18 protein-coding genes are annotated in these 25,895 nt (G+C 41.2%); 9 read left to right on the forward strand and 9 right to left on the reverse strand.

What is annotated here, in order from left to right:
• Positions 1-99 precede the first annotated feature (99 nt).
• Positions 100-297, forward strand: a complete 198-nt coding sequence (locus GTQ43_RS03265; protein ID WP_041565841.1) for an NblA/ycf18 family protein — start codon at positions 100-102, stop codon at positions 295-297.
• A 463-nt stretch (positions 298-760) separates the two neighbouring features.
• Here GTQ43_RS03265 and GTQ43_RS03270 read toward each other — a convergent pair whose 3' ends face one another.
• The 4 genes from GTQ43_RS03270 to GTQ43_RS03285 form a co-directional block, all read right to left on the reverse strand.
• Positions 761-2,314: a serine/threonine-protein kinase gene (locus GTQ43_RS03270; protein WP_265270671.1), complete on the reverse strand. Its 1,554-nt coding sequence runs from the start codon at positions 2,312-2,314 to the stop codon at positions 761-763.
• Between the two features lie 1,126 nt (positions 2,315-3,440).
• Positions 3,441-4,457 (reverse strand): glycosyltransferase family 2 protein, encoded by a 1,017-nt coding sequence (locus GTQ43_RS03275; protein ID WP_265270673.1) that lies wholly within the window; start codon positions 4,455-4,457, stop codon positions 3,441-3,443.
• Positions 4,458-4,638: 181 nt separating this feature from the next.
• A complete protein-coding gene (locus GTQ43_RS03280; protein WP_265270675.1) occupies positions 4,639-5,085 on the reverse strand; it encodes a hypothetical protein in 447 nt (148 codons plus the stop codon).
• Between the two features lie 126 nt (positions 5,086-5,211).
• Entirely contained in the window at positions 5,212-6,444 is a 1,233-nt protein-coding gene (locus GTQ43_RS03285; protein WP_265270677.1) for an anhydro-N-acetylmuramic acid kinase, read from the reverse strand.
• A 100-nt stretch (positions 6,445-6,544) separates the two neighbouring features.
• Here GTQ43_RS03285 and GTQ43_RS03290 point away from each other — a divergent pair, with 100 nt between their 5' ends.
• The 4 genes from GTQ43_RS03290 (at position 6,545) to GTQ43_RS03305 (ending at position 11,491) form a co-directional block, all read left to right on the forward strand.
• Entirely contained in the window at positions 6,545-6,676 is a 132-nt protein-coding gene (locus GTQ43_RS03290; RefSeq protein ID WP_265270681.1) for a hypothetical protein, read from the forward strand.
• A 345-nt stretch (positions 6,677-7,021) separates the two neighbouring features.
• Positions 7,022-7,822, forward strand: coding sequence for a hypothetical protein (locus GTQ43_RS03295; RefSeq protein WP_265270683.1), 801 nt, complete (start codon positions 7,022-7,024; stop codon positions 7,820-7,822).
• A 455-nt stretch (positions 7,823-8,277) separates the two neighbouring features.
• A complete protein-coding gene (locus tag GTQ43_RS03300; RefSeq protein WP_265270686.1) occupies positions 8,278-9,699 on the forward strand; it encodes a folate/biopterin family MFS transporter in 1,422 nt (473 codons plus the stop codon).
• Positions 9,700-9,991: 292 nt separating this feature from the next.
• Entirely contained in the window at positions 9,992-11,491 is a 1,500-nt protein-coding gene (locus GTQ43_RS03305; RefSeq protein ID WP_265270688.1) for a carotenoid oxygenase family protein, read from the forward strand.
• Here the strand turns inward: GTQ43_RS03305 and GTQ43_RS03310 are convergent.
• From GTQ43_RS03310 to kdpA, 4 genes are all read right to left on the reverse strand, one after another.
• The gene (locus tag GTQ43_RS03310; RefSeq protein WP_265270690.1) at positions 11,463-12,653 is read right to left on the reverse strand and encodes a universal stress protein; all 1,191 of its coding nucleotides are present in this window, start codon (positions 12,651-12,653) and stop codon (positions 11,463-11,465) included. The genes GTQ43_RS03305 and GTQ43_RS03310 overlap by 29 nt on opposite strands.
• A gap of 79 nt (positions 12,654-12,732) precedes the next feature.
• On the reverse strand, positions 12,733-13,335 hold the full coding sequence (gene kdpC, locus GTQ43_RS03315) for a K(+)-transporting ATPase subunit C (RefSeq protein WP_265270692.1): 603 nt from the start codon (positions 13,333-13,335) through the stop codon (positions 12,733-12,735).
• A gap of 267 nt (positions 13,336-13,602) precedes the next feature.
• Positions 13,603-15,714 carry a potassium-transporting ATPase subunit KdpB gene (kdpB, locus tag GTQ43_RS03320; protein WP_265270694.1) on the reverse strand — a complete coding sequence of 704 codons (2,112 nt, stop codon included), beginning with the start codon at positions 15,712-15,714 and terminating at the stop codon, positions 13,603-13,605.
• Positions 15,715-15,919: 205 nt separating this feature from the next.
• A complete protein-coding gene (kdpA, locus tag GTQ43_RS03325) occupies positions 15,920-17,605 on the reverse strand; it encodes a potassium-transporting ATPase subunit KdpA (protein WP_265270696.1) in 1,686 nt (561 codons plus the stop codon).
• A gap of 572 nt (positions 17,606-18,177) precedes the next feature.
• On the opposite strand from kdpA, the gene GTQ43_RS03330 reads away from it, so the two are divergent.
• From GTQ43_RS03330 to GTQ43_RS03340, 3 genes are all read left to right on the forward strand, one after another.
• Entirely contained in the window at positions 18,178-19,281 is a 1,104-nt protein-coding gene (locus tag GTQ43_RS03330) for a sensor histidine kinase (RefSeq protein WP_265270698.1), read from the forward strand.
• 199 nt (positions 19,282-19,480) lie between these two features.
• A complete protein-coding gene (locus tag GTQ43_RS03335) occupies positions 19,481-20,155 on the forward strand; it encodes a response regulator transcription factor (protein ID WP_265270700.1) in 675 nt (224 codons plus the stop codon).
• Between the two features lie 486 nt (positions 20,156-20,641).
• Positions 20,642-22,330 (forward strand): alpha/beta hydrolase, encoded by a 1,689-nt coding sequence (locus tag GTQ43_RS03340; RefSeq protein WP_265270703.1) that lies wholly within the window; start codon positions 20,642-20,644, stop codon positions 22,328-22,330.
• Positions 22,331-22,580: 250 nt separating this feature from the next.
• On the opposite strand, the gene GTQ43_RS03345 is transcribed toward GTQ43_RS03340, so the two are convergent.
• Positions 22,581-24,305 (reverse strand): ATP-binding protein, encoded by a 1,725-nt coding sequence (locus GTQ43_RS03345; RefSeq protein ID WP_265270705.1) that lies wholly within the window; start codon positions 24,303-24,305, stop codon positions 22,581-22,583.
• Positions 24,306-25,252: 947 nt separating this feature from the next.
• On the opposite strand from GTQ43_RS03345, the gene GTQ43_RS03350 reads away from it, so the two are divergent.
• Positions 25,253-25,690 carry a CAAD domain-containing protein gene (locus GTQ43_RS03350; RefSeq protein ID WP_265270707.1) on the forward strand — a complete coding sequence of 146 codons (438 nt, stop codon included), beginning with the start codon at positions 25,253-25,255 and terminating at the stop codon, positions 25,688-25,690.
• Positions 25,691-25,895: the final 205 nt, after the last annotated feature.

Genomic DNA, 25,895 nt, shown 5'->3' on the forward strand with positions numbered 1-25,895 from the left:
GGAGGAACAAATGTTGGACACATACAAGTCCAATTATTATCCCCTTTGGGCTTCTACAAACGATATCACCATTTACACGTTGTTTTTTCGGAGTTAACTATGAACCAACCAATGAAACTATCCTTGGAACAGCAATTCAGCATCTGCTCATTTGCCACTCAGGTGCAAAATATGAGCCACGATCAAGCTAAAGACTTTTTAGTAAAGCTCTATGAGCAAATGGTAGTTCGTGAGGCAACTTATCAAGAGCTTCTTAAGCACCAGTGGGGCTTAGATTCCGGTTCCACTATGGCATAGAGTCGTTCTACTGTCGCAGTGGGCGACCTCCTTCTCTTGCTTGGTTCCAAGAAGGAAAAGAGCTGGGGATGTCGGGGCGTCAACTTCGATAAACAACTTTACAACGACGGCAAAAAAGTTTAATTCACAAAACCAACTAACGAAATTTTCTATGGCGCAATATGCTGGAGTCTAGACTTAACTTTAGCTTTGTTGGCTAAATTTACTGTTTGCTTTAGCCATACTCATCTTTGTTTTGTCTATAATAGACTAATCTGCGTAACTCTACAATTCCTTAAAATACTTACACAGTAACATTTAGAGATAATTCATACACTACTACTTTAGTAGCTAGCGATTTCACTCTCTATACATATAACTAGAACTTACATCTTTATATACATTTTGTTTATAAAAGTTTACATTCTTTGAACAACCACCCCTTGATTACATCTAAAAGTATGTAACATTCAATAAATTATTCCTAGCTAGAAAGATCGTATGGAGAATCTGTATCAATACTTTCCAGTTTTGCCAGAATTTGAGGCTTAATCTTTTCATACTCGTTTTTGAGTAACCTTTTACTCATTTGCGGGTCAGCAGAGGACATCAATGTATTGCTCATTGCAACCCACTCTTGTAGTCGCTGACGCTGGCCAAAAGCAACGCTCGAAAGTAAGATATGGGTACAACTATTTGGTGTTTCTCGCGCAAAGAATAGCAAGCGGTAGTAACCGATGTGTTGTAGTAACCGGGCACTTTCTTGACCAAGACTGGTTTTGAGATCGAGGTAGTAAGGCAACCATTTCGGGCCATGCTTACGATTGTAAATCACAGTAATCCATAGCAACATGGGATGGGGAATAGAGATGAAAAGAAATTGGTTATAGCGGGTACAGAGTAAGCGTTTTTGAATTTCCTCTTGGGGTAGCATCACCCACAACGCTGGCAAAACCTCCCCATTGGTATGAATAGACTGGGGAAACACAATATCGGCAATTGGTTTATTTTTGGGCCAGGAAATCGCACGAGCAATTTCATCATTTGACGACGATACTCGTAAATCGGCTTTTGTTCTTTGTTCAAGTTCTGGGCTAGCCGTAGTAGTAGGAACTAGGGCATGGCTGTCTTGCTTAATTTTGCGTGTATTCTCAGGCTTTTCAAGAGATGATAAGACTTTTAGAATTTCAGTGATGCTTTGGGGGCGATCGCGTGCTACCTTAGCTAGACAACTCATCACCAAATTTTCGATTTCTTTTGGTAATTCTAACCCCGGTGCAACCTCAGCAAAAGAGCGTGGCTTTTGATAGTGATGTGTTTTATACCATGCTCCAAAAGAATGAGTTTGTGCCACCAACGGCATTTTGCCTGTGAGCATCTCAAACATCATCACACCCAAACTATAAATATCAGCACGGTTGTCTAATTCCTTACCCTCCATCTGTTCGGGAGAAGAATAAGCTAACGTCCCTAAATAAAATTTTGTATGGTCGCCATCTGACTGTAATAACTTAGCAATCCCAAAATCTAGAACCTTGACCAATTCTCCGAAACTGGCATCTTGAATCACCAGCATATTGCTTGGCTTGATATCGCGATGAATAATTGGGCAAATTGTGCCATCAACGGGGATGCCATCATGAGCGCACTGCAACCCCAGACTGAGTTGACGCGCCATACTCAGGAATCTTGGTAAAGGCAATCGTTGCTTGCGAATAATGTTGTTAAGGCTTTGTCCTTGTAGGTATTCCATGACGTAGAACGGGGTGTTATTGTCATCTACGCCATAGTCCATGACTCGGACAATGTGGATACTCTTTTGCCCTAGTAAAGCACAGGTTTTTGCTTCTCGTTCAAAGCGGTCTTGCAATCGCATCTTTTCATTTTGGATTGATAGAGCGAGAAACTTAACAGCAACAGGTACACCTCCCAACAGAGTATCTTGAGCGCGATAAACCCGACCCATTGCTCCAGTACCGATTAACTCCTGGAGTTGGTAGCGTTTGCTGAGTAAGCGACCAATATTAGGGTCTGACATAGAGAGTTTGAATCCAAAAGCAGGTTGTAAGCGTTTGTGAGGAAAAGTGCAGTCAAGCAGATATCTGAATTATTACGCCCAGAAATGATTTTCTAGGTTATAGCGCAAGCTATAAGTCGATAGTAAAAAACAAAAAGCAAAAAGCTTATAAGATAAGCTTTTGGACGATTTACAATCATTACTTTATTTACGCGGTGCTGTCCTAGTACACTGTGGCGCAAGTTTGCCTACCTTTAACAAGGGCATTTTGCCCTAAGTCTTGTTAATTGAGATAGTAAGTGGATTTACGTAATCCTGTAATAGCTTTTTTAAGTCATATTTTAAAAGATTGAAGCCATAATCTGACAGTTTACAACCGAGACGGTTATTACATCTGGTGTAACATACCAGATCAAACAAGCAGAAAGAGTAGATTTATAATGAGACTTCATATCATTTTGTACTTTAATTGTGGTGTAGTTTTAGTTTGCCCAATTTTGAGTAAATAGATAACTCTAGGATCTGCCAAAAACCTTAATTATGTGGTATTTCACTCATCATAGAGTTCTGAAAACTCTATGATGAGTGCGGAGTTTTGAATATCAATAAAGGCTGAGGGGGCGACATGAAGCTATGCTGGGCAGATTTTATGAGCTTTAAGCTCTCATAACTCGTAAATAATCGGGTGCATCCCAGGTTTTATTTTGCAATGAAAGAATAACTGTCATTGCGAACGCGAACAGCGTCTCACAGATAGGAGGAACGACGAACGCGAACAGCATGTCGCAGACACGCAATCCTACTATGGACTCGCCCTTAGTTGGATCGGAGATGTTGCGATTGCTTTGCTTCACTTCATTTCGTACCTTACGCGAAGGCTCCGCCTACGCAATGATATGCAAAAAAGTGGGATAATCCCTAAATAATCCTCTAGCTTATTAGGACTTATGATTGTGATTTTAGTGGTCAATAAACCACAAGTAAAGTTTTGATTGGTTATTACTTTTATCCTACCTCCAGCAAGATCATCCTTTGCCTTTGTTTTGTAACTAGGGATAATGACGGATGCTTATTAACTGACCAGGTTTTAACCTTCAGGCTGATTCTGAGTACGTAAGAATGTATTTTTTGGTGAGAAACTGTGATATTACGAATTGGGATTTTTTCGTTTTCTCTGTAGATTATAAGACATATCGAAAACTAATTTATTACCCATCACATAGTATTGAATTCGGCGTTCAATAATATTCTTAAATCGAGAAGTAAAATCAGAAATAAAACGCGGATTTCTCCTCATTTCTGTTAATACTGTTAAAAATTTACCTTGTTTTATCGGCACTATAACTTGAAAGTAAGCTAGATTTTTTTGGTATATTGCAATATTATAAGATAGAGCAAGCATTAAAGCTGGATTTTTTTTCACAACCTCTTGTTGCATGAAAGCATTAGTAGCACTCAAGTATTGATTTAGACGTAACTCTCGGCTTTTATGCACAAGAGATCCGGGACGTGAGCGGTAGAAATAATAAGGTTTTGGTTCAAGAAAAAAACGAGCTCCTTTGATTAAGCATTTCATGTCAAGCCAAAAATCTTGACCCATCCTGATAGCTTCATCATACTCGATACCATGCTTAAGCAGAAATTCCCGTTTGAATAGAGGTTTGCTTAAGCCAAGATGCAAACCGGGTTGTCCATAGACATCAGTTTTCACAAAATAAATGATATCTATTTGGAGAATTTTATTTATATTTTCTTGACTTTCTTGAATCAATGTACTCCAAGGAGATGTTTCACCATCCTTGATTAAATAAATATCATCAGCAATCATATCTGCATTTCTTTCATTTGCCAGTAAGACAAGCTTTTCCAATCTTTCGGGAGCATACCAATCATCTGAATCAAGTACAGCAATCCATTCTCCTTGGGCTGCTCTAAGGGCACGATTACGCGCAGCAGCAGCCCCAAGGTTTTGTTGATTAACTATTATTTTGAGGCGTGGATCGGTAAAAATTTTAGCTACTTCTACAGTTTTATCACTTGAACCATCATCGACCATGATAACTTCAATATCATTGAGCGTTTGGTCTAAGGCTGACTGTATTGCCTTTGCAATATAAGCTTCGGTATTGTAAGCAGGGATAATGACGGATACTTTAGGATTCACGAAAATGAACTCCTGATTACACACTTAAGTAAAGATGCCAAAATTCCGACGATAATTTGATAACTTATCTTTTACCATACAACTCAGTGGGTCGATGAGATTGAAGAAGAATTGAGACATACATTGAAGGTTGGGAAAGCAGTGTGTTGCCCAGGCTAGACACACAGCAGATGCACTTTCATTAGGTTGACTGACGTTCTAAGCTAACTTCCATTGTGTTAGTTAAAAAATGACCAGCTAAAATGCCACCACTTAGGTAATATTTATCTTCCGAAATTCGGTGTAGGGTTTCAAAACCACTATGACGGTGACGATCGCTTAGTACCCAGTAACGCTGTACAATAGTATCTAGACCAATCCAGCCTTCGCCTTCAGCTTGCCCCAAAATATTATGTTGTAGTAAAAAAGTATATTGACGCTCTTCCTCATGGAGTCGTCCCTTATACTGTAGAGAAATTTCCGAGCGATCGCTACCTGGAAATATCAGCTTTGTGGCCATAGTGAACCAGTTATCTCGATTCCAAGCTACCAAGGTCATACCTTTAACGCTGATTGGCATCCCATTGCGTTCTAGCCAATTTCCCTGTATTGTCCAGCGTCCTGGTTCCAATAAAAAAGTATGAGCCACCTTCTATATTCCCTGTCCCGAACGAGTGCTGCCAAGACTACAGTTATAGCAATGCTGTTAGTATTAGCGGGGTGTTTAGCCCATAATGAAAATTTTTTATCTTGTTTATTGTTCTTGTCATAGGACTCAGAACTGACTTTGGTGAATTTCTCCTAGAAGCACTTCTTGAGGTGCGCCGGTAGCAATCGGTAGGTTGCCGGGAATGCCCAAATGCCGCCAGTAGGCTAAAATTGCAAAGGCGATCGCTTCTTTAAAATCTGCACTCAAACCAACTTCATCTGTAGTCAAGACTGGGATTGATGTCAATAATAACTGTAATCTTTGTTTTAAATAGAGATTGCGACTACCGCCACCACATAATAGTACTTGTTGTGGCATTTCCGGCAAAAAAGTGCGGTAACTATGAACAATTGAAGCAGATGTAAGTTCTGTGAGAGTTGCCAGTATGTCGGCAGCATTGAGTTGGTATACTTGGGCATCTTTTAAACACTCATGCAGGTAAGTCACACCAAACAACTCTCGACCAGTAGATTTGGGCGGTGGTAGATGAAAATAGTCTTGGTTGAGCCATTGTTCTACCAAAGGATGGTAAGGAGTACCAGTTGCTGCCCAATTACCATCTTCATCGTAAGTTTTAGCACCAGCGCTTAAATGCTCCACTGCCAGATCCAATAAACTATTTCCTGGGCCAGTATCCCAAGCGCGAATTTTTGAGAGCCAGTCGCCATACCGAGGCGGAATATAAGCTACATTACCAATACCACCAATGTTTTGAATACAACGTCCCTCTTGGGGATGACTAAGCAAATAGGCATCTACTCTGGGCACAAGAGGCGCACCATGACCACCAATCGCGATATCAGCCACACGAAAGTTGCTCACAGTTGTAATGGCTGTAAGATGGGCAATTAACTCACCACGCCCTAGTTGTAAACTGTAACCTAGTGGAGAGTGGGGAGAGACGCGATTAATTGCATTTTTACTAGGGAGTAGGGTTTTCTGGTCAATTTCTCTCTTTGCAGGTGGTCGATGATAAACTGTTTGACCGTGGGAGCCAATAAGAGTGGCTGGCTGATGACCAATTTGAATATTTTGGGCAGCTTGGGCAAAGACAATAGCGATCGCATCATCTATCTCTGCCAATTCTGCCATTGAGATGGCAACACCTGCACCAACTGCCAAGATTCTTTCTCTGAGTTCGGCTGGATAAGGATATGTTTCTCCAGCGACCAACTCAACTTTAAGATCAAATTCTGTACCGGAAATCTCTACCAAGGCAGCGTCTATGCCATCTACGGATGTACCACTAATTAAACCGATAACGCGAGTCGGGACAGTAACTTCTTCAATCGGATGCATTGCTCAAGATTCTTTTGTTGATTGCAAGAGGTAGTTTAATTCATGCTACTACTCATGTCAAAAAAGGTAAGGTGGCATAGTTGACTGGGAAAGCCGAATTGTGAAAATTGATGCAAGCGATTGTCATCAAGAGATTTTGCAATTAATCATGCAGCAAAATGCAGATTGTGTAATTACCTTAAAGAAGAACCAAGGTAATCTCGATCGTCAAGTTCAAAAACTATTCAGCTAAAGGATAAGCACGGTTTTCAAGGGATTGGCATAGGACAATGCCTCATGCCTTCTTAATCTAGAACCATAAAAATATAAACTGCCTACAAATTACAAAATGGCACTTTTTATAAATAAAGCTTGTTTACAATTTAGCACTGATAACTTCGCACATTCTACATAAAGCGATAGACATCACAGGACATAACATCAGTGATTATCCTCTAAATAAAGTCCAACAACTTACATTTTTATCTGCGTATAATCAAATCAAAAAAGTAGTAATCCCTCTGATGTTCAAATCTAGAAGCACATCGCACAATGAGGCTATGAACACGAAAGATTAAAAAACAAAAAGGGTTCTCAAATGAAAAGTCTTTTAATTAAGTCCGCGATCGCTTCAGGTGTTGTTTTGTCCTTAGCTACTGTTACCCGTCCGGCAATGGCTGCATCTTTTGCGGTATCAATAGAAAACGCAGGCGTACAAAATGCACAGTTATCAAATCTTGTTGATGCCCATGTAGATACTTTTGATGGACAAACAGCAGGTTACAGTGCAACAGGCTTTCAATGGAAGGATGGAGCAACAACTGTTGGTTCTTATAATAACGGTCTAATCAACAATGCAAACCAATATGGTGGTGCTGGTGGATCGGGTCAATATTTTGATGTAGACACGAATAACGGTAGTAAACAAACGGTTTCCACCCTGAGTTTGACAACCCCACAAAGTTACTTTGGACTTTGGTGGTCTGCGGGAGATGCTAGCAACGTACTTACATTTCTTTCACAAGGTAAGGTTGTCTTTTCTATGACTACTGCTGATGTGGTAAATTACATCGCAGGATTATCAAATAAAGCCAGCTACTACAGTAATCCTAACTCACAATTCAAAGGTCAAGATTCTGGAGAACCCTTTGCGTTCATCAACTTCTACGATGTTGGTGGAACTTTTGATCAAGTTCAATTCACCAATGTTGGCGGAACTGGTTTTGAATCAGATAATCACACAGTCGCGACTAGCTACAAGAGTATCACCGGAGGTGTAGTTACTCAAGCAGTTCCTGAGTCTTCTTCTGTATTAGGAGTTTTTGTGATTGGTTTTGTGGGTGCTGCTTCAGTTATGACTCGTCGAGTTAATAAGAAGTCAGTTTTGCAATTGTCATAAGTGTAATGGCTTGTAAACAAGCCGATTTCTGGCTCAGATTAAAAGCCGCACTTCTGATAATCATTAAGGAAATGTCACTCTCCAGCGATGCCTGCGGCGGGCTACGCCTACGCCACTTTAATAGCATTGCTTTACAGCAATGCTATTAAAGATACCAATTCAATCTCAATCAAATTTGCCTGATTTTCTCTATGCCTTACTCCCAGGCTCGATTTTGCGTAGCTTGCCGTAGGCAGCATTTCAGAAGTTCCAGCGAAAAGTTAACACTCAATACAAGTTAGGGCGAGCTTACTTAGGTAAACTCGCCCTAATTATTTTGTTATTAAAGCTTACGCATTGACAGAAAAGACTAAATCTGTGATATGGGCAATACCCTGTGGGTACCGATCCTAAAGCTCAGGTTTTAAGAATCGATATGATAGAAAAGTAGATAAAATTTAAACAATATTTATCGAATGGTGATTCAATCATCTGGCTTGTCCAAGATTAAAGACTCATTAACACAAAAAATCTTTTTGGGCAATGAACCCAATGCGGAATTAATTGCAATTCTCACTGTTTACTTTGTCCAAGGAATTTTAGGGCTATCGCGTCTCGCTGTTAGCTTTTTCCTCAAAGATGAACTGCTGTTGAGTCCAGTCCAGGTATCGACGCTATTGGGAATTGTCTTCTTACCTTGGATGATCAAGCCGGTGTTTGGCTTTATCTCTGATGGCTTGCCTATTTTTGGCTATCGTCGCCGTCCTTACTTGATTTTATCTGGGATGCTGGGAACTGCTTCCTGGGTAAGTTTGGCCACAATAGTTAATACTAGCTGGGCAGCTACATTAGCGATCGCTCTGAGTTCTCTTAGTGTCGCTATGAGTGATGTGATAGTTGACTCTCTGGTTGTGGAACGTGCTAGAGGCGAATCTCAAACCAAAGCTGGTTCACTACAATCTCTGTGCTGGGGTGCTTCTGCGATCGGAGGTTTAATAACAGCATACTTTAGCGGTCTGCTGTTGCAATACTTTACTACCCGTACTGTCTTTGGAATTACTGCCTTATTCCCTCTCATTGTCTCAGGGGTGGCTTGGTTAATTGCAGAGTCCCCCATTAGCAAAGATCGAGATGCTGAAGATGGTAATCACACCAACCCTTTACCAATCAAACATCAACTGAAGCAGTTACGCCAAGCCATTACCCAAAAAACAATTTGGCTACCAACGGCCTTTGTCTTCATTTGGCAAGCTACCCCAAATGCTGAATCAGCCTTTTTCTACTTCTCTACCAACGAATTACACTTTGAACCAGAATTTTTGGGGCGGGTAAACTTGGTGACAAGTTTTGCTTCTTTAGCAGGTGTTTGGATTTTCCAACGTTTCCTCAAAAGCATCCCTTTTCGCGTAATTTTTGCTTGGAGTACTGTCATTTCGTCAATGTTAGGGATGACAATGCTGTTGTTAGTGACTCATACAAACAGGTTGTTGGGTATAGATGACCACTGGTTTAGTTTGGGTGATAGTCTTATTCTGACTGTGATGGGGAAAATTGCCTTTATGCCAGTGATGGTGCTAGCAGCGAGGCTTTGTCCCTCTGGTGTGGAAGCAACCTTGTTTGCCTTGTTAATGTCAATATTTAATTCAGCCGGAACGGTTTCCCAAGCATTGGGGGCATTACTCACCTATTGGCTGGGGATTACTGCAACTAACTTTGATTCACTGTGGCTATTGGTGGTAATTACTAACCTTAGTACGCTGTTACCGCTACCCTTTATCAACTGGCTACCTGCTGCTGAAGAGCAAGCTGAGACATCCAGAGATGGGGAAGAATCTTTTTTACCTGATTTGATGTCTGAGTTGGTACTGAGAGAACCAGAGTCGAAAATAGTGGAATAGTGTAATAAATCTCATACAAAGAGGAGTCAGGGCGCTGCCTCCCTATTGGTGGAAAGTTGCAAAGGTATTCTTTTTAGAGATTACATAAGTAGTCAGACAGAATGAAATCTCCGAAAATACAATGTAGAGACGTAGTACTGCTACGTCTCTACAAGGGTTGTGGATAACAGATATTTAATTTCTGGAGATATCTAATTAATTACACAATGTCATTGTGAACGCTTGCAATGACTGTAAAATTTTTTGCCCGATTACATTTTTTCTTGCAAACTAACAATAGAAAATAAAGTATATGCAGAGTTTTAAAAATCAAGAAAGCCCAGTTACAGACAAATCTTATACTCGTGCAGATTGGCAAGGAGGGTATCAATCTCTCACCCAAGAATCTGATTATTGGATTGATGATATAGAAGGACAAATCCCTAGAGAATTAGAAGGTACGCTGTTTAGAAATGGGCCCGGTTTACTGGATGTCAATGGGCAGCTTCTTCATCACCCATTTGATGGAGATGGGATGATTAGCAAAATTACCTTTACTAATGGTCGTGCCCATTTTCGCAACCGCTTTGTCCGCACAACTGGGTATTTAGCAGAAAAAAAGGCGGGTAAAATTCTCTATCGCGGTACTTTTGGTACTCAAAAACCTGGTGGTTGGCTAGCTAATATCTTTGACTTCAAACTCAAAAATATTGCTAATACAAATGTTATCTATTGGGGTGGTAAACTATTAGCACTGTGGGAAGCTTCTGAAGCATATCGCCTCGATCCCTATACTCTTGAAACTTTGGGGAATGAATATTTTCATGGTGCTTTGTCAGCAGGTGAAGCTTTCGCTGCCCATCCCCGCTTGGAAAAGAATTGTTACCAAGATGGGGGTAAATCTTGCCTGGTAAATTTCTCGATTAAGCCGGGATTATCTACTATAATTAGGATTTTTGAAGTAAACCCAGCGGGTGAAATTGTTAGACAGCACGCTCATCATGTTCCCGGTTTCTGCTTCATTCACGATTTTGTAATTACTCCCAATTACTGCATCTTCTTTCAAAATCCTGTCACCTTTAATCCCATACCTTTCGCCTTGGGAATACGTGCGGCGGGAGAATGTATAAAATTTCAGCCAAATCAGCCAACTCAAATTTTAATTATTCCCCGGTTCCCGAAAGAAGGGCAAGAAAAGATCAAAATTCTGGAAACTCAGTCGGGTTTTGTCTTCCACCATGTTAATGCTTTTGAGGTAGGGGAGGAAGTTTTAATTGACTCCATCTGCTACCAAGATTTAGCAAAAGTCGAACCTAAAAGCGATTTTCGAGAAGTTGATTTTGAAGCTTCTTCACCTGGGCAACTCTGGCGATTTTATCTGAATCTCAAGAATGGGACAGTCCGACGCGAATTGATTGATAGTCGCTGTTGTGAATTTCCCAGCATCCATCCGGCGAATGTGGGACAGCCTTATCGATATTTATATATTGGTGCGGCTGATGGAGAAACTGGTAATGCTCCCTTACAAAGGTTGCTAAAAATTGATTTAGAGTCTGGAGAAAGACAATTTTGGAGTGCCGCACCCCGTGGTTTTGTTGGTGAACCGATTTTTGTCCCGCGCCCAGGTTCTGAAAAAGAAGATGATGGTTGGGTATTAGCTTTGGTTTATGATGCTGCTCATCACCGCTCAGATGTAATAATTTTGGATGCTAGTGATTTTTCTCAAGGAACGATCGCACGGCTACATCTGAAACATCATATCCCTTATGGTCTGCATGGGAGCTTTACTTCTGAGATTTTTGAGGAAATTTGATCCCCTGTTTGGGTGAAACAATTTTCTCGCTGGCAATGATATGCAAATCGATGTTTTTGAGCAAGCGCACCAATTTTTGCGTCAAAGATCCTTTGAGGAGCATTTGCCAGCGCGATCGCTGACTCTCCCCAATTACAATTTGAGTAATCCGATATTTTTCGGCGACTTCAGCGATCGCATTGGCGACATTACTGTTGGTAACATGAAGAAAAGTACCTTCAAATTCTTTACAGAGTTTCTCACAAGTGTAAATGTGTAAGCTTTCCTCTTTGGTGAGGAAACGCTCTGGATTGGCAACGAACAAGGTATAAAGTGGAGCATTCATGTAATTCGCTAGCCTCGCGCCCCGGCGTAATAGCTGCACTGAGTTGGGATAGGTACTTATGCACACCAAAACCCGCTCGTGAATATTACAAGATTGCCCATTGGGGATAGTAGCGATCGCATTTTCTTCTACGTTGTCTGCGACTTCCCGCAAAGCCAATTCCCGCAAAGCAATTAGGTTACGGCGTTGGAAAAAATTTTCTAGGGATTGTTGGATTTTTTCGGATGCGTAAATCTTGCCTTCTAATAACCGTTCTTGTAAAGTTTCTGGTGTAACATCTACCACTACTATTTCGTCTGCATCATCTAAAATCCTGTCAGGAACTCGCTCACGCACTACAACCCCAGTAATTCTAGCTACAAGGTCATTGAGACTTTCCAAATGTTGCACATTCATTGTGGAGAAGACATCAATACCTGCTGCCAAAACTATTTCTACATCTTCGTAGCGTTTTTCGCGTGGGGAACCAGGAACATTAGTATGGGCTAGTTCATCGATTAAGACTAATTGGGGCGATCGCTTTAAAATAGCATCTGTATCCATATCCGTTAGCGTCAATTCACCGCGAGGATATTGCTTACGGGGTAAAATCTCTAGTCCCTCTGCCTTCTCTGCTGTATCCTTTCGTCCGTGGGTTTCTAAAAGCCCAACGACGACATCAATTCCTTCATGTTTGAGTGCGTGTCCCTCTTCCAGCATCCGGTAGGTTTTGCCTACTCCAGGAGCCATACCAATAAATATTTTATGCTTACCCCGCCGCCGTATCGGATAAAGCGAGTAACTTCCAGAATTTAAAGGTGCAGTACCAGCCGAACCACTATTAGTATTATTTGACATCTCACTTTTAGTACCTATGTGGTACTCCTACTTCATAGCCAAATGGCGCTTTCCCTATGCCCAATGCCCCATACCCAATTTATTGATTTTCTTGACGATTAAAATCTTGCAAGTCAAGGGCGTAATTCAATCGGAGAACATTGACTCCTGGCTCGCCAAAAGTCCATAAAAATCTTCCATCAGTATACTTATTAATTAAACGTAGGATCTCATCTTCTTTTACTTTACGGGCAGCAGCAACCCGTGACAATTGCTGCCGTGCTGCCTTAAAGGAAATATGCGGATCTAAACCAGAACCAGACGTATAAATTATATCAGCTATGGGTTGAAGATTTTCATCTCGCAATTGATTTGCCTGTTCTAGAATTCGTTTTAGTAGCTCTGGATTGCTAGCAGCAAGATTGCTGGCTCCAGATATGCCAGTTGGCTTGGCTTTTTTTCCTTGGCTATATCTAACAGTACTAGGACGGGGATGGAAATATCGCTCAGATGTGAACACCTGACCAATCAAGGCCGAACCAATTGGTTGATTATTTAAATTCAGCATAATACTGCCATTGGCTTGATATGGCAAAAAAACTTGACCCACTACAAGGATTATCAGAGGGTAGATGATTGCAGTTAGCAACCAAAGCATTAGAGTTATAAAAATTGCTCTGATAGTTTCTCGAATAATAGCCATAAAAAGTTTTCCAATTACTACTAAAAATTTAATTTTTAATTTTTAATTTAAATTATTTTACCTAAACAGAACGACATTTAAAGATACTGTTAGCAACAGCATAAGAAGCTGGGGCAATTACCACATTCAAGCACAGCAGAATAAAAATAGCGAGTGATGGGTGTTGTTTACGCAAAAAGTTTGTATGTTTAAAACCGTATTTCTCTACGAGACGCTACCGCCCCTTGTGGACAATCTAGTTTCCCTACTCCCTATTCCCTTCTTTTGCTAACCTTCAGCCAAGCCCAGAACTGTAATCAGTATATCTATCAACTTAATGGCAATAAAGGGCGCAATCACGCCACCTAAGCCATAAATTAAGATATTGCGTTGGACTAGCTGATTAGTTGTCAGTGGTCTAAACCGTACACCCTTCAATGCCAAGGGAATTAAAGCGGGAATAATCAAAGCATTATAAATCAATGCTGACAGTACAGCAGACTTAGGGCTAGTCAAACTCATAATATTTAGGCTTTGCAGGTTAGGAGCGACAAATATCACTGGGATAATTGCAAAGTATTTAGCAATATCATTAGTAATAGAAAATGTCATTAATGCCCCGCGAGTCATCAACAATTGTTTGCCAATACTAATGATATCGATCAGTTTTGTGGGATCGGAGTCTAAATCGACCATGTTAGCGGCTTCTTTTGCAGCTTGCGTTCCTGTATTCATCGCAAGGCTGACGTTAGCTTGGGCTAATGCGGGAGCATCGTTAGTTCCATCCCCGGTCATGGCAACTAGTTTACCTGCTGCTTGTTCTTTTTTAATGATGCTGATTTTATCTTCTGGTGTGGCTTCGGCGATGAAGTCATCTACCCCAGCTTCTTTAGCAATGACAGAAGCTGTAATTCGGTTGTCTCCAGTTAGCATGATGGTACGCACTCCCATCCTTCGGAGTGCAAGAAAGCGATCGCGGATACCAGGTTTAACTATATCTTTGAGATAAATAACCCCATAGATTTCGCGATCGAGACTGACTGCTAGGGGTGTACCTCCCAGGCGAGAAACTCTCTCAGATGCAGCATTCAATTCTGGCGTATCGCGCCCGTTGCGGGAACGGACAAATGCTTTAATGGCTTCTACTTCTCCCTTTCTAGCCTCATAACCACCAGGCAAGTTTGTACCACTGATGCGTGTTTTTTCCAAAAAGTCAACTGCTTCTGCTTGACTGGAGTCAAAATCAAACCGTGATCCTAAGTTTTCTGCCAGTCGCATAATAGATTTACCTTCTGGTGTATTGTCAAAGACACTAGCGGCCCACGCAACATTCGCAATTTCCGACATTGAATGACCGTTGATCGGGATAAACTCTTCCGCCAAACGGTTGCCAATGGTAATTGTCCCTGTCTTGTCGAGAACTAAAGTGTTGACATTGCCACAGGCTTCGACTGCTTGCGCGGAAGTGGCAATGACGTTAAATTGGGCAATTCGATCCATACCAGCAATACTGATGGTACTCAATAAGCCGCCAATGGTTGTAGGAATTAACGCCACTAATAAGGCAATTAAAATTGGGATGCTGACTGGACTATTGACATAGTAAGCAAGTGCTGGTAGTGTCACCACAACTAACAAAAATATTAAGGCGATCGCTGCCAGCAATACTGTCAGGACAATTTCATTGGGTGTTTTACTGCGTTCTGCCCCTTCAAGTAAGGCAATCATTCGGTCAATAAAGCCTTTGCCTGGGTCATTAGTGATGCGGATAATTAGTTCATCTGAGATAATTCGCGTCCCACCAGTGACGGAACTGGCAATGTCTGAGCCTGATTCTTTTAATACTGGTGCGGATTCTCCAGTAATTGGCGATTCATCTACTGAGGCGACACCCATAATCACTTCGCCATCGGCGGGAATGATATCGCCAGCAACAACGTAGATGTTATCGCCCTGTTTGAGGCTGGTTGATGACACTTCACTAATTATGCCGTCGGGAGCGAGTTTTTTAGCGATCGCCTCTGATTTTGTTAATCGCAAGGCTTGGGCTTGAGCTTTACCCCGCCCTTCTGCCATTGCTTCGGCAAAATTGGCAATCCAAACTGTAAAGAATAAAATCCCAGACAATAAGCCGTTGAAAACTTGCGGGTTCTTTTGCAGGGCTGGGCCAAATAAATTGGGATCGATCGTCAGCAATAAGATGATAATTGTCCCCAGCCAAACCACAAATATCACTGGGTTTTTGATTATATGCTTAGGGTTAAGCTTGACAAAAGCATCTCTAATTGCCCTTAAGTACAGCCACTTGTTATTTGTCTTCGTCTTTTTACGTACTTGGCGGCGATCGCCAGAACGAAGATTTGGCCGTCTAGCTTTGAAGTTAGTTGCCACTTGATTCATGAATAAAGTTAGGAGAGATGCGATGAATCGCGTCTGTACAAGAATTAGGAGGAGAGACGCGATTTATTGTGTCTACAGGAATTAGGAGTTTGCAATAAAAAACAGATCCAATCTGTAGGGTGCGTTACGTGATGTAACACACCCTGAAAATCTTTATTTATTTTTTGGTATTCTCTCAATTCCAGACTTATAACTCATAAATTTTCTAACTGCCAGATCCTAGTTTCAAACCCTCAGCTATGGGGCCTAAAGCTAAAACGGGAAAGAAAGTTAATAATCCCAACACTAATGTCACTCCGGCGGTGATCCCAGTAAATACTAGAGAATCCGTTCTCAGGGTATCAGGAGTTTCGGGAACTGGTTGTTTACGAGCCATGCCGTCAGCTAAGAGCAGAATGGCAATCATCGGAATGTAGCGTCCTCCTATTAAGCTAACTAAAGTACTCAAGTTCCACCACAGGGTGTTATCCTTCAAACCTTCTAAACCTGAGCCATTATTTGCTGTTGCTGAGGCGTATTCATAAACTACTTGAGAAATGCCGTGATAGCCAAAGTTGCTAATTCCAGACAGGGATATGGGATAAGCCAGGGCGATCGCACTGGGAATCAAAACTAGAATTGGGTGAATCAACAGCACTACACTGATGAGGACAATTTCTCGCTTTTCGATTTTGCGTCCTAAAAACTCTGGGGTACGTCCTGCCATTAGTCCAGTGAGGAACACTGTGAGAATTAAGTAAATAAATAGGTAAGCTGTTCCAGTTCCCTGTCCACCCCAAATAACTCGGATAAACAAGTTGAAGAGTGTGGAAAATAGTCCCTGGGGCATCAAAGAATCGTGCATCCCATTCACAGCGCCAGACATAGTAGCAGTAGTCATAACTGCCCAGAATGCCGTTTGTAACCAGCCAAATCGAACTTCTTTACCCTCTAAATTGGGCTGTTCTAATCCAAAGGCGTTATTAACAAGGGGATTACCTTGTAGTTCTCCGACGGCTGTCACTCCCACCAGAACTACAAAAATCACAAACACCATCCAAAAAAGTAGCCAAGCTTGTTTGATGTTGTTGGCAAATATACCGTAAGTATAAATCAAGGCTGCTGGTATAGAAATCATGGCGATCGTTTCTATCAGGTTAGAAGCGCCATTGGGATTTTCAAAGGGATGTGCTGAGTTTACGCCAAAAAAGCCACCGCCGTTGTCACCCAAAAGTTTGATCATTTCAAAAGATGCTACCGGGCCTCTGGCAAGATATTGCGTCCCGCCTTCTAAGGTTGTCAGATCCATAGTCTTAGCTAATGTTTGTGGTACACCAGCTACAAGCAAGGCGATCGCTCCAATAATTGAAATCGGCAGCAATATGCGCGTAATTCCACGGACGAGATCGACGTAAAAGTTTCCCAGTCTTCTACCCGTCAACCCACGAATAAAGGCAATTCCCACAGATAAACCGGTGGCTGCGGAGGTGAACATCAAAAAGCCTAAAGCCGCTACCTGGCTAAAATAGCTTAAGGTTGTCTCACCAGTATAGTGCTGCTGGTCAGTATTCGTCACAAAGGAAAAAACTGTATGTAATAATACATCCCATCTGGGTGCGCCAAAGCCATTAGGATTCCAGGGCAAGAGTCTCTGAGAATATATCAGAAAATACACTGAAATACCCATAACTATATTGCTACACAGCATAGCTCGAATATATTGCCAAGCCGTCATATCATCTTTTCTGCGGACACCCGCCAGCACGAACATACTTCGTTCTATCGGGTTCATTAAAAAATCAAGCAGTGTTCTTTCTCCCAAGAAGACACGCGCTATATATCTACCGAATAACGGAGTGATTACGATGACGATACACAGCGTTAAGCCAATTTGCAAAAAACCTTGTCCCATATATTTCGCGCTCAATTAAATTTAAGTACTAACAAGTCAATTCTTAGAGATAACAGATTAACTGTTGAAATATTTGATTTCGAGGAATTTAGTATTTTCAGTTCAGCTAAAAAACATCTAAGTTACATAATTGAATTAAATCAAACTCTTGTGGGGTGGGCAATATGAGCGCCCTAATTATGTAAATTAAATACGGAACTGGTTATTACTATTTCCCAGCTACTTGTTAAAATTTTTGTTAAGATTGTTTAATTTTTACTCTTATTTTATCTATCTCGCTAGTTAGGATTATTTGTTTATACAATACATTTCCCAAGTTTGCTACTTCAGAGAATATAAATATCCCAGAGGTTTTTATTACTGGGATTGGGAAGATTGTGGTACATACGCTGCTCCTTGTGGGCAACTACCAAGTTACCATTACCCCAGTCTCCTTGGCTGCATCTAGATCGTCATAGTTTTAGAATTAATTCTCAAGTTGGCATTTGCATATATGGATTGGAAATCAATCATAATTGATGAATTAAATAGTTATACAGATTAGACAATTACGATTTTTTAGCAAATCAGAAATGACAATATTAAGTCAATTAGTGACTATGAAAGAAGCGATAAATGAGCGTGGAGAGACTTATGGGCTAATAGCGATCGCCTTTACTATCGTGATATTACTGGAATATCTGACACCCCCTGAATACGTATTTGGCTACCTCTACACAGGGACAATTTTGTTAGCAGACTCTCGATTGAATAGGGGTGCTGTATTGGGGATCACTTTTGCAGCTACAGGATTGACATTGTTAAACTTATTTGTCCCAGGAGGAGAAATAATTCATCTCCCAACCTTAGCAAATCGGTTAATTGCAGTATTTGCACTGATAGTAACGGGTTGGTTAAGCGATCGCAACCACCGCAATGAAGAAGCGATCGCTTATACTCAAGCACAATTACGCTCCCAAGAACAACTAGCAATTATGCGTGAAGATTTTGTTTCTACCCTAACGCATGATTTAAAAACACCCCTATTAGGGGCAATTGAAACACTGAAATATTTTCAAAATGAGCAATTTGGGGAAATCACGCCAATGCAAGCAAAAGTCTTGCAAACAATGGCTCGTAGCCATCGGAGTACACTGCAATTAGTCCAAACTCTTTTAGATGTATACCGTAATGATGCCGAAGGGCTGAAATTACAGAGATCGCCCCTTAACTTGGCGACTGTGGCAGAGGAAGTAATAGCTACCCTGACTGAACTAGCAAGAACACGTCAGATTTATATTTCTCTGCACTATGGCGAATCAGATTTTCGGAGCTTTCTTTGGGTAAATGGCGATCCTTTGCAACTGGGGCGAGTCTTCACCAATCTCCTGAGTAATGCCATTAACCATACCCCTCGTGGCGGTAAAGTAGAAGTAGTACTTGAAGGTTATTCTAACGATCAAGTAGTAAAAATACTTGATACTGGTTCTGGCTTTACCGAAGAAGAGTTACCCCACTTATTTGAAAGGTTTTATCAAGGACATAGCGATCGCCATGTCTCAGGATCTGGACTAGGACTTTATTTAACAAGGCAAATTATAGCTGCTCATGGGGGTACAATTTGGGCAGAGAATCGCTCACCACGGGGAGCAATCTTTGGTTTTCGACTCCCAGCTTGTCCACCGCCGGGGAGATGAGAGCAGGGGAAGCAGGGGAAGTAGGGGGAGCAGGGGAAGCAGGGGAAGCAGGGGGAGAATTCCTTCTTGACAAATGCCTAATGCCCAATGCCTAATGCCCAATGCCTAATGCCCAATGCCTAATGCCCAATGCCTAATGCCCAATGCCCAATACCCAATGCCCAATGCCTAATGCCCAATGCCCAATGCCCAATAACAAATGACAAAAATCTTACTCGTTGAAGACGATGAATTATTTAGGCTTGGTCTGCGGATGCGGTTGCAGCAAGAAACTACTTTGGAGATTGTCGCAGAGGCAGAAGATGGAGAACAAGCCCTAGAATTAGCAAATCGCTATCCCCTAGATTTGGTCTTGATGGATATCGGTTTACCGGGCATTGGCGGGATTGAAGCTTGTCGCCAAATCAAGCAGAAGCACCCAAGTTTACCAATTCTTGTTTTAACGTCTCGTTCTGAAAAACCACTGATTTCGCGGTTAATTGCCGCCGGAGCCCAAGGTTACTGTCTAAAAGGTATTCCTGCTGAGTCTTTGATCTTAGCAGTGCGATCGGTTGCAGCCGGGGCTTCTTGGTGGGATCAAACAGCAACAACAGAAATTAGAGCTGCTTTTGAGGGTAATTCTACTATGGTGCTACCTGCAAAAACTCAAGAATCCTTAGAAAATCCCTTAACGAAGCGCGAGCAAGAAATTTTGGCACTGGTAGCAGCTGGTAAAAGCAATCAAGAAATTGCTGAAATTCTCTACATTGCCCCTGGTACAGTACGGGTTCATGTTCATGCTATTTTGCAGAAACTAGAAGTACGCGATCGCACTCAAGCCGCAGTTTTAGCTATCCAAAAAGGAATGGTAGCACCAGAATTATTGATTAATTGAACTACTCAAACTTACTGATTCCGAATAAAGTTAGGGCTTTCGTCCTTCCCTTTCTATTACCTAGTCTAAAATTGCTATTTTACTCTAGTGGTCTGTCCCATTAATTTTGATGAGTTTGTAGTAAGCACTTCAGTGCTTAAAGGTGAGCGATAAATCGCTCACTACAAATCTGGCAAAATTAATCCGATAGACCACTAGAATCCCGAAATTTGGTTCGGTAAATATTCGCCTTTGATTATGCTTGTAGCCTATTTGATACAGCAGATTTCAAGTTGGGTATTGTACGCAAGTTACAGCTATTTTCAGGTAAATAGACCACGCAGTAAGGACACAGCAATGCTGTGCCCCAACGACAGATATGGTTTAAATATATGAAAATAGCTGTAAGTCTCAAAACTAGGATAAAGAGTCTTTGACTTCTAAATTCTGAATCCCGCTTTGCTCCTGAATTCTGCTGTATATCTGCTTAGACAGTGAGTTTTTCTAATGAAAAAATTTTTGAGATACCTGGGTTTAGGTTTGCTATCTACCTTTTTGACTTCTACTCCCGGATTGGGGGCTGAACGCATTAGCTTTTTTTATCCTCCCTTCGGGGAATTCTCGTTATCAGTGAACTCGCTGGAAACTTTTGCGAAATTTGGCAAAATCGATCAAGATTTTTCATTTTATGCTAGCCGTGCTACCCCTCAACAACTTGCTCAACTACGGGATCTGCTACAGCAACGCTTCAATGTCACGCCTACTTTGGTGTCTCAGGTAACTTACTCACCGGTTGGAGAGGAGGTAGTGCAACAACTGGGAAAATTACTCCTCACTGAGTCTCGAAAAAATGGTTTCTATGCCATCCGTGCCTCTTTAATTTTGGCTGCTGCTGATAAAGACGGGTTAACAGTTGTGAATTTGCTGCGGAAATTTCCTAGCAATACTATCCGGCTGAATTATACAGAAGGGTTAAGGATAGTCGATGACTTGTCACAATTGCTCAAGAAAAAGGATGAAGTTGTCGCTTTTTTACAAAAAGAAGCGATCGCAGAAGCAGCCAATTCCAAAATTGACTTCTCAAAACAACCAGATTTGCGATCGCCAGGAAAATTCCAATGGCAGAAAAAAACCTTTGAGCTAAATGATATTTCTCGCAATCGCCGTCTACCGGTAGATATCTATTTACCTGAAGCAGGTTCACAAAGCCAAGGCCAAGCGCCCTTTCCCCTCGTTGTCATTTCTCATGGTCTTGCTTCAGACCGCTCTAGCTTTGTCTACCTGGCTAAACATTTAGCATCTTATGGTTTTGCTGTTGCTGTACTAGAACATCCGGGTAGTAATGCCAAACGCTTTCAGGAATACTTTGCGGGTTTGGCAGGGCCACCAGAACCAGCAGAATTTCTCAACCGATCTTTGGATGTCAAGTATCTCCTCGATGAACTCCAGCGTCTAGAAAAATCTGATCCCATCCTCCAGGGAAAACTCAATTTTCAGCAAGTTGGGGCCATTGGTCAGTCTTTTGGCGGTTACACTGTTTTGACTTTAGCAGGAGCAAAAATTAACTTTGAGCAACTGCGCCAAGATTGTAATCCCAATTATTCATCCTTTAATTTGTCGCTTTTGTTGCAGTGTGAAGCAAGTAAGTTACCCCAAAAAGATTACGAACTCAAAGACGATCGCATCAAGGCAATCATGGCGATTAATCCCATTGATAGCTTAGTTTTGGGTCAGGGCGGAGTCAGTCAAATTAAAATACCTGTAATGCTGGTAGCAGGTAGTCAAGATATTTTCGCCCCACCCGTATTTGAGCAAATTCGCCCCTTCACCTGGCTTTCCGATCCCAATAAATATCTAGTTGTAATTGAAAATGCTACCCACTTTTCAGCGATCGCCGAACCTACTCCTGAAAACGGTGTCTTACCTGTACCATCTGCTTTACTAGGCCCCGATAGTGCTGCTGTTTATTCCTATCTCAATGCCCTCAGCGTTGCTTTTATGGAAACCCATCTCCTCAACCACCCTGAATACCGCTCCTATTTGCAGCCATCCTACGCCACATTTATCAGTAAAGAGCCTCTGAATCTCAGTATTTTACAGTCGTTGTCTGTAGTTCAGTTTAATCAAATTTGGAGTGGAGCAATTCCCCAGTCAGCCACACTATCAAATCCTCAACCTACTCCTACCCCGCGTTAGTTATCAGTCAGCTAATACGCTTACCAATTTTAGGACTTACGCACTTTACAAATAACTTATGATGTGCATTAACGTAAACACGCTGTTTCAGGTTTTTCATTGATGGTAAATAGACCCACATCGTAGGGGCAATTCATGAATTGCCCCTACGATGGATCTGGTCTTTCCTGTCAATGCGTAAATCCTAAATTTAAAAAAAGAATCTGAAAAATAGACCATTTCCCATGCTCCTTGCCCCCTGCCTCTTTAATCAATCCTGTACAGTCATTGGCAAACGAATAGTGAAAGTAGAGCCAATTCCCGGCTGACTTTCGACAATAATCTCACCACCCATCATCTGACAAAAGTGATGGCTAATTGCTAATCCTAGTCCCGTACCTCCATACTTTTTCGTAGTAGAGGTATCTCCTTGTGTAAAAGGTTGAAATAACTGCTGCTGTTGACGGTTAGACATACCTATGCCTGTGTCAGTAACGGTGAAAGTAATCATGCCTAAAGGAGCCTCTGGTCGAAATTCATCCTTTTCTCTAGTGATTGTCAGCGTTACTTTGCCATTTGTAGTGAACTTACCAGCGTTGCTGAGTAAGTTTAACAACACCTGCCGCATCCTGGTCTGATCGGCATACATGGTACCAAGTTGCTCATCAAAATCCACCTCTAAAACATTGGCATTTTTTTCTATCGTTGGTTTGACTGTGAGGACAACGTTATGAATCAACATCGCAATCTCAAATGTCTCTGGATAGAGGGTCATTTTCCCGGCTTCAATTTTTGATAAGTCGAGGATTTCGTTAATCAAGTGCAGTAGATGCTTACCAGCAGAGTTTATTGTTTCTAAGTCGGTGATAAAGTCTGCTGATAAACCAAGATCGGTGGCATCGTCTTCTAGAAGTTGGCTCAAGCCAATGACGGCATTTAATGGTGTACGTAATTCGTGGCTGACATTAGCTAAAAATATGCTTTTTGACTTGTTAGCGGCTTCGGCTGATTCTTTGGCTTGTTGTAGCTCTTTTGTTCGCTCAGAGACTCGTTCAATCAGACGATTTAGAGATTTGGCGAGTAGTCCAATTTCATCTTCAGTCGTGACGGGCGCTCGCAAATCGAAATTAGATTTTCTGGCAACTTGTTCAGCTACTTGGGTGACAATGATAACTGGTTCAGCGATCGCTCGACTGGTACGCCAAGCGACAATAGCTGCGATCGCTACCGAAACTAACATACTGACGATCGCAATGAATCGCTCAACTACTTTGGCCTGTTCAACGGCTTTTTGTCTTTCTTGCTCTTGAATTTCGGCAGTTTCCAAGATGTTAGTCAAGCTTTGTGAAAGCTGATCTAGCCGCATGGCTGTTTCACCAGCCATAATTCTCAATAACTGCGATCGGGCAGAGGAAATTTGCTTAGACTCTACTTTCGGAGAGTCAATTTTCTGTAAAACAACCTCGATTTGGTCAACGTAAGCTTTTAAATTATTCTTATAATCCAGCAGTAAGGTCTGTAAAGTCGAACTTGTTGCTGCCAGTCTTTTAGGTTTACTATCGATAAATCCGGCAATTTTTGACTCTAATTGCTTGGCTTTTTCAACATTCTTCAGAAAATCAGCTTTTTTACTTTGTAGCTGTTGGGAATTTTCTAATACAGCAACTAGATTAGAACTATGTAATTGCGCTCCGACTACTGCATCTTTATAATTACTCAGTAGTTGTCCTTGTTCATAAGCTTGATTGAATTGCCTGACTTCCCTTCCCCGGTAGTAGTTGGCAATCACTAACCCAGTCAGTGAGCCAAAAAAACCAATCCCAATAGCTACAAAGTACCCATAGCCAATTTTTTGATGGATGCGCCAAGAACTGGCTTTGAGCTTCCCTCGTGAAGGAAATTCTATGGTCGGTAGTTCATCTGTTGATGGCTCTTCGGCTGACACTTTTTTGCTTTCTGAACTGCTGTCGATAAGGGTTGGCTTTTGAGTTGGCATTTCTCAAACCTCCTTGCCTTCCCACAAAAAATTACCAAATCAGTTTAGCTTGTGCAAACACTTTCAATTGGTGATTAATATTTACATTATCTTCTTTTATAGCAATAGCAAATCATTGCTTACTAGATAATATACTACAAACTTGCGTAATTGTAGTTTTAATAACAATATTAGCTAAGTATAATTACTGCTAGAGAATATAATTAACTTTTTTTGCAGCAATGAATCATTTCCTCCACTAAAGACCTGTCTGAAACTGTATTCTGTGTCGCACAAAGCTTTCCTCAATATACAGTTAATAGCAATGATTTATTGCCATCAGGTAGGTCATTGCTCTACCTTATTGCTTCCTTATAAAATTAATACAATCAGGAAAAAACAAAAGGTTTGAGAATTGGGCATTGGTTATTTCTGCCTACATCCCTTTGATCTCCAATTTTCAGGCGTATATATTGCAAAATGGTTCTAAAGTCAAGTCTATATGAACACATAAAAAGTTTTATTACGTATTAATATCAATACGAATGCGTTAATTGACGAACGCGGCTTAAGATAGCTTTAATATCAGATAAAATCGGCTTTTACGCTTATATAAATGAGAGGTAGACTGATTTTTTCATGATTTGTACTTAGATTTAGTACGATTATGAGCAAATGATACGGAATTGGATAATCACAACCTGGGGATTCCAGTTGATTCAAAAAAAGAACTCAGAAAGTTGATTATAATACACTTTGCTGCCTTCTGAGTTCTATCTTCCTACTGACTGTCTACCTTGTAGTTGATGCAGTAGATATTATGGGGCAATTATGGTTATAGGATACTAAAACCACTTGTGCCCTTCATCCAATTGTACTGATGCACAAGTGGATTACCTAATCAACAACCTTTTGGTTGTAATTATCCAGATTAGAAAAACTCAACTGTCAAATTTATGGGAGTGAAAATGCCAGAACAAGAATTTACCGAAACCGCATCCAAAGAGACTACAGTGGCAGAGATCAACAGCCAAACCGGAACCATTACCAAACTCCAGCCTCCCGCACAGTCTCAAGATGAATGGCTAAAATACGGCGAGCAAGTTTCTACCTTTTTAGCAACATTGCCAGAATATCTAGGAAGCTTCTTTAATGAATATAAGCAACCCCTGGTAACAGTTGGTTTAATTGTGGGATCAATTGTTGGGGTTAAAGTACTCTTGGCAATATTAGATGCTTTGAATGATATCCCCTTGGTAGCACCTACTTTTGAATTGATTGGTATTGGTTACTCTGCCTGGTTTGTTTACCGCTATTTACTCAAAGCCTCAACTAGGAAAGAGTTAACTAGTGAAATTACCACTCTGAAATCACAAGTAGTTGGTAAACAAATTCCAGACGCTTAATATCTAACTTATCGCTTCCCTATGAGACGTACTCCTGTGTAAGAGTGCGCTCTAATTCCAAATCACAGAAGTCTGAGCGCCGGAAATCGGCGCTCAGACTTCTTTCAAAATTCCTTAGTAAGTTCACTACAATTCGTAATTCGTGATTATGTTGTGGATCGGAATTTAGATTCGATCCATAACGCTACTATCTCTAGATATTTCT

Source organism: Nostoc sp. KVJ3, assembly GCF_026127265.1.
In the GTDB taxonomy this organism is placed as follows: domain Bacteria; phylum Cyanobacteriota; class Cyanobacteriia; order Cyanobacteriales; family Nostocaceae; genus Nostoc.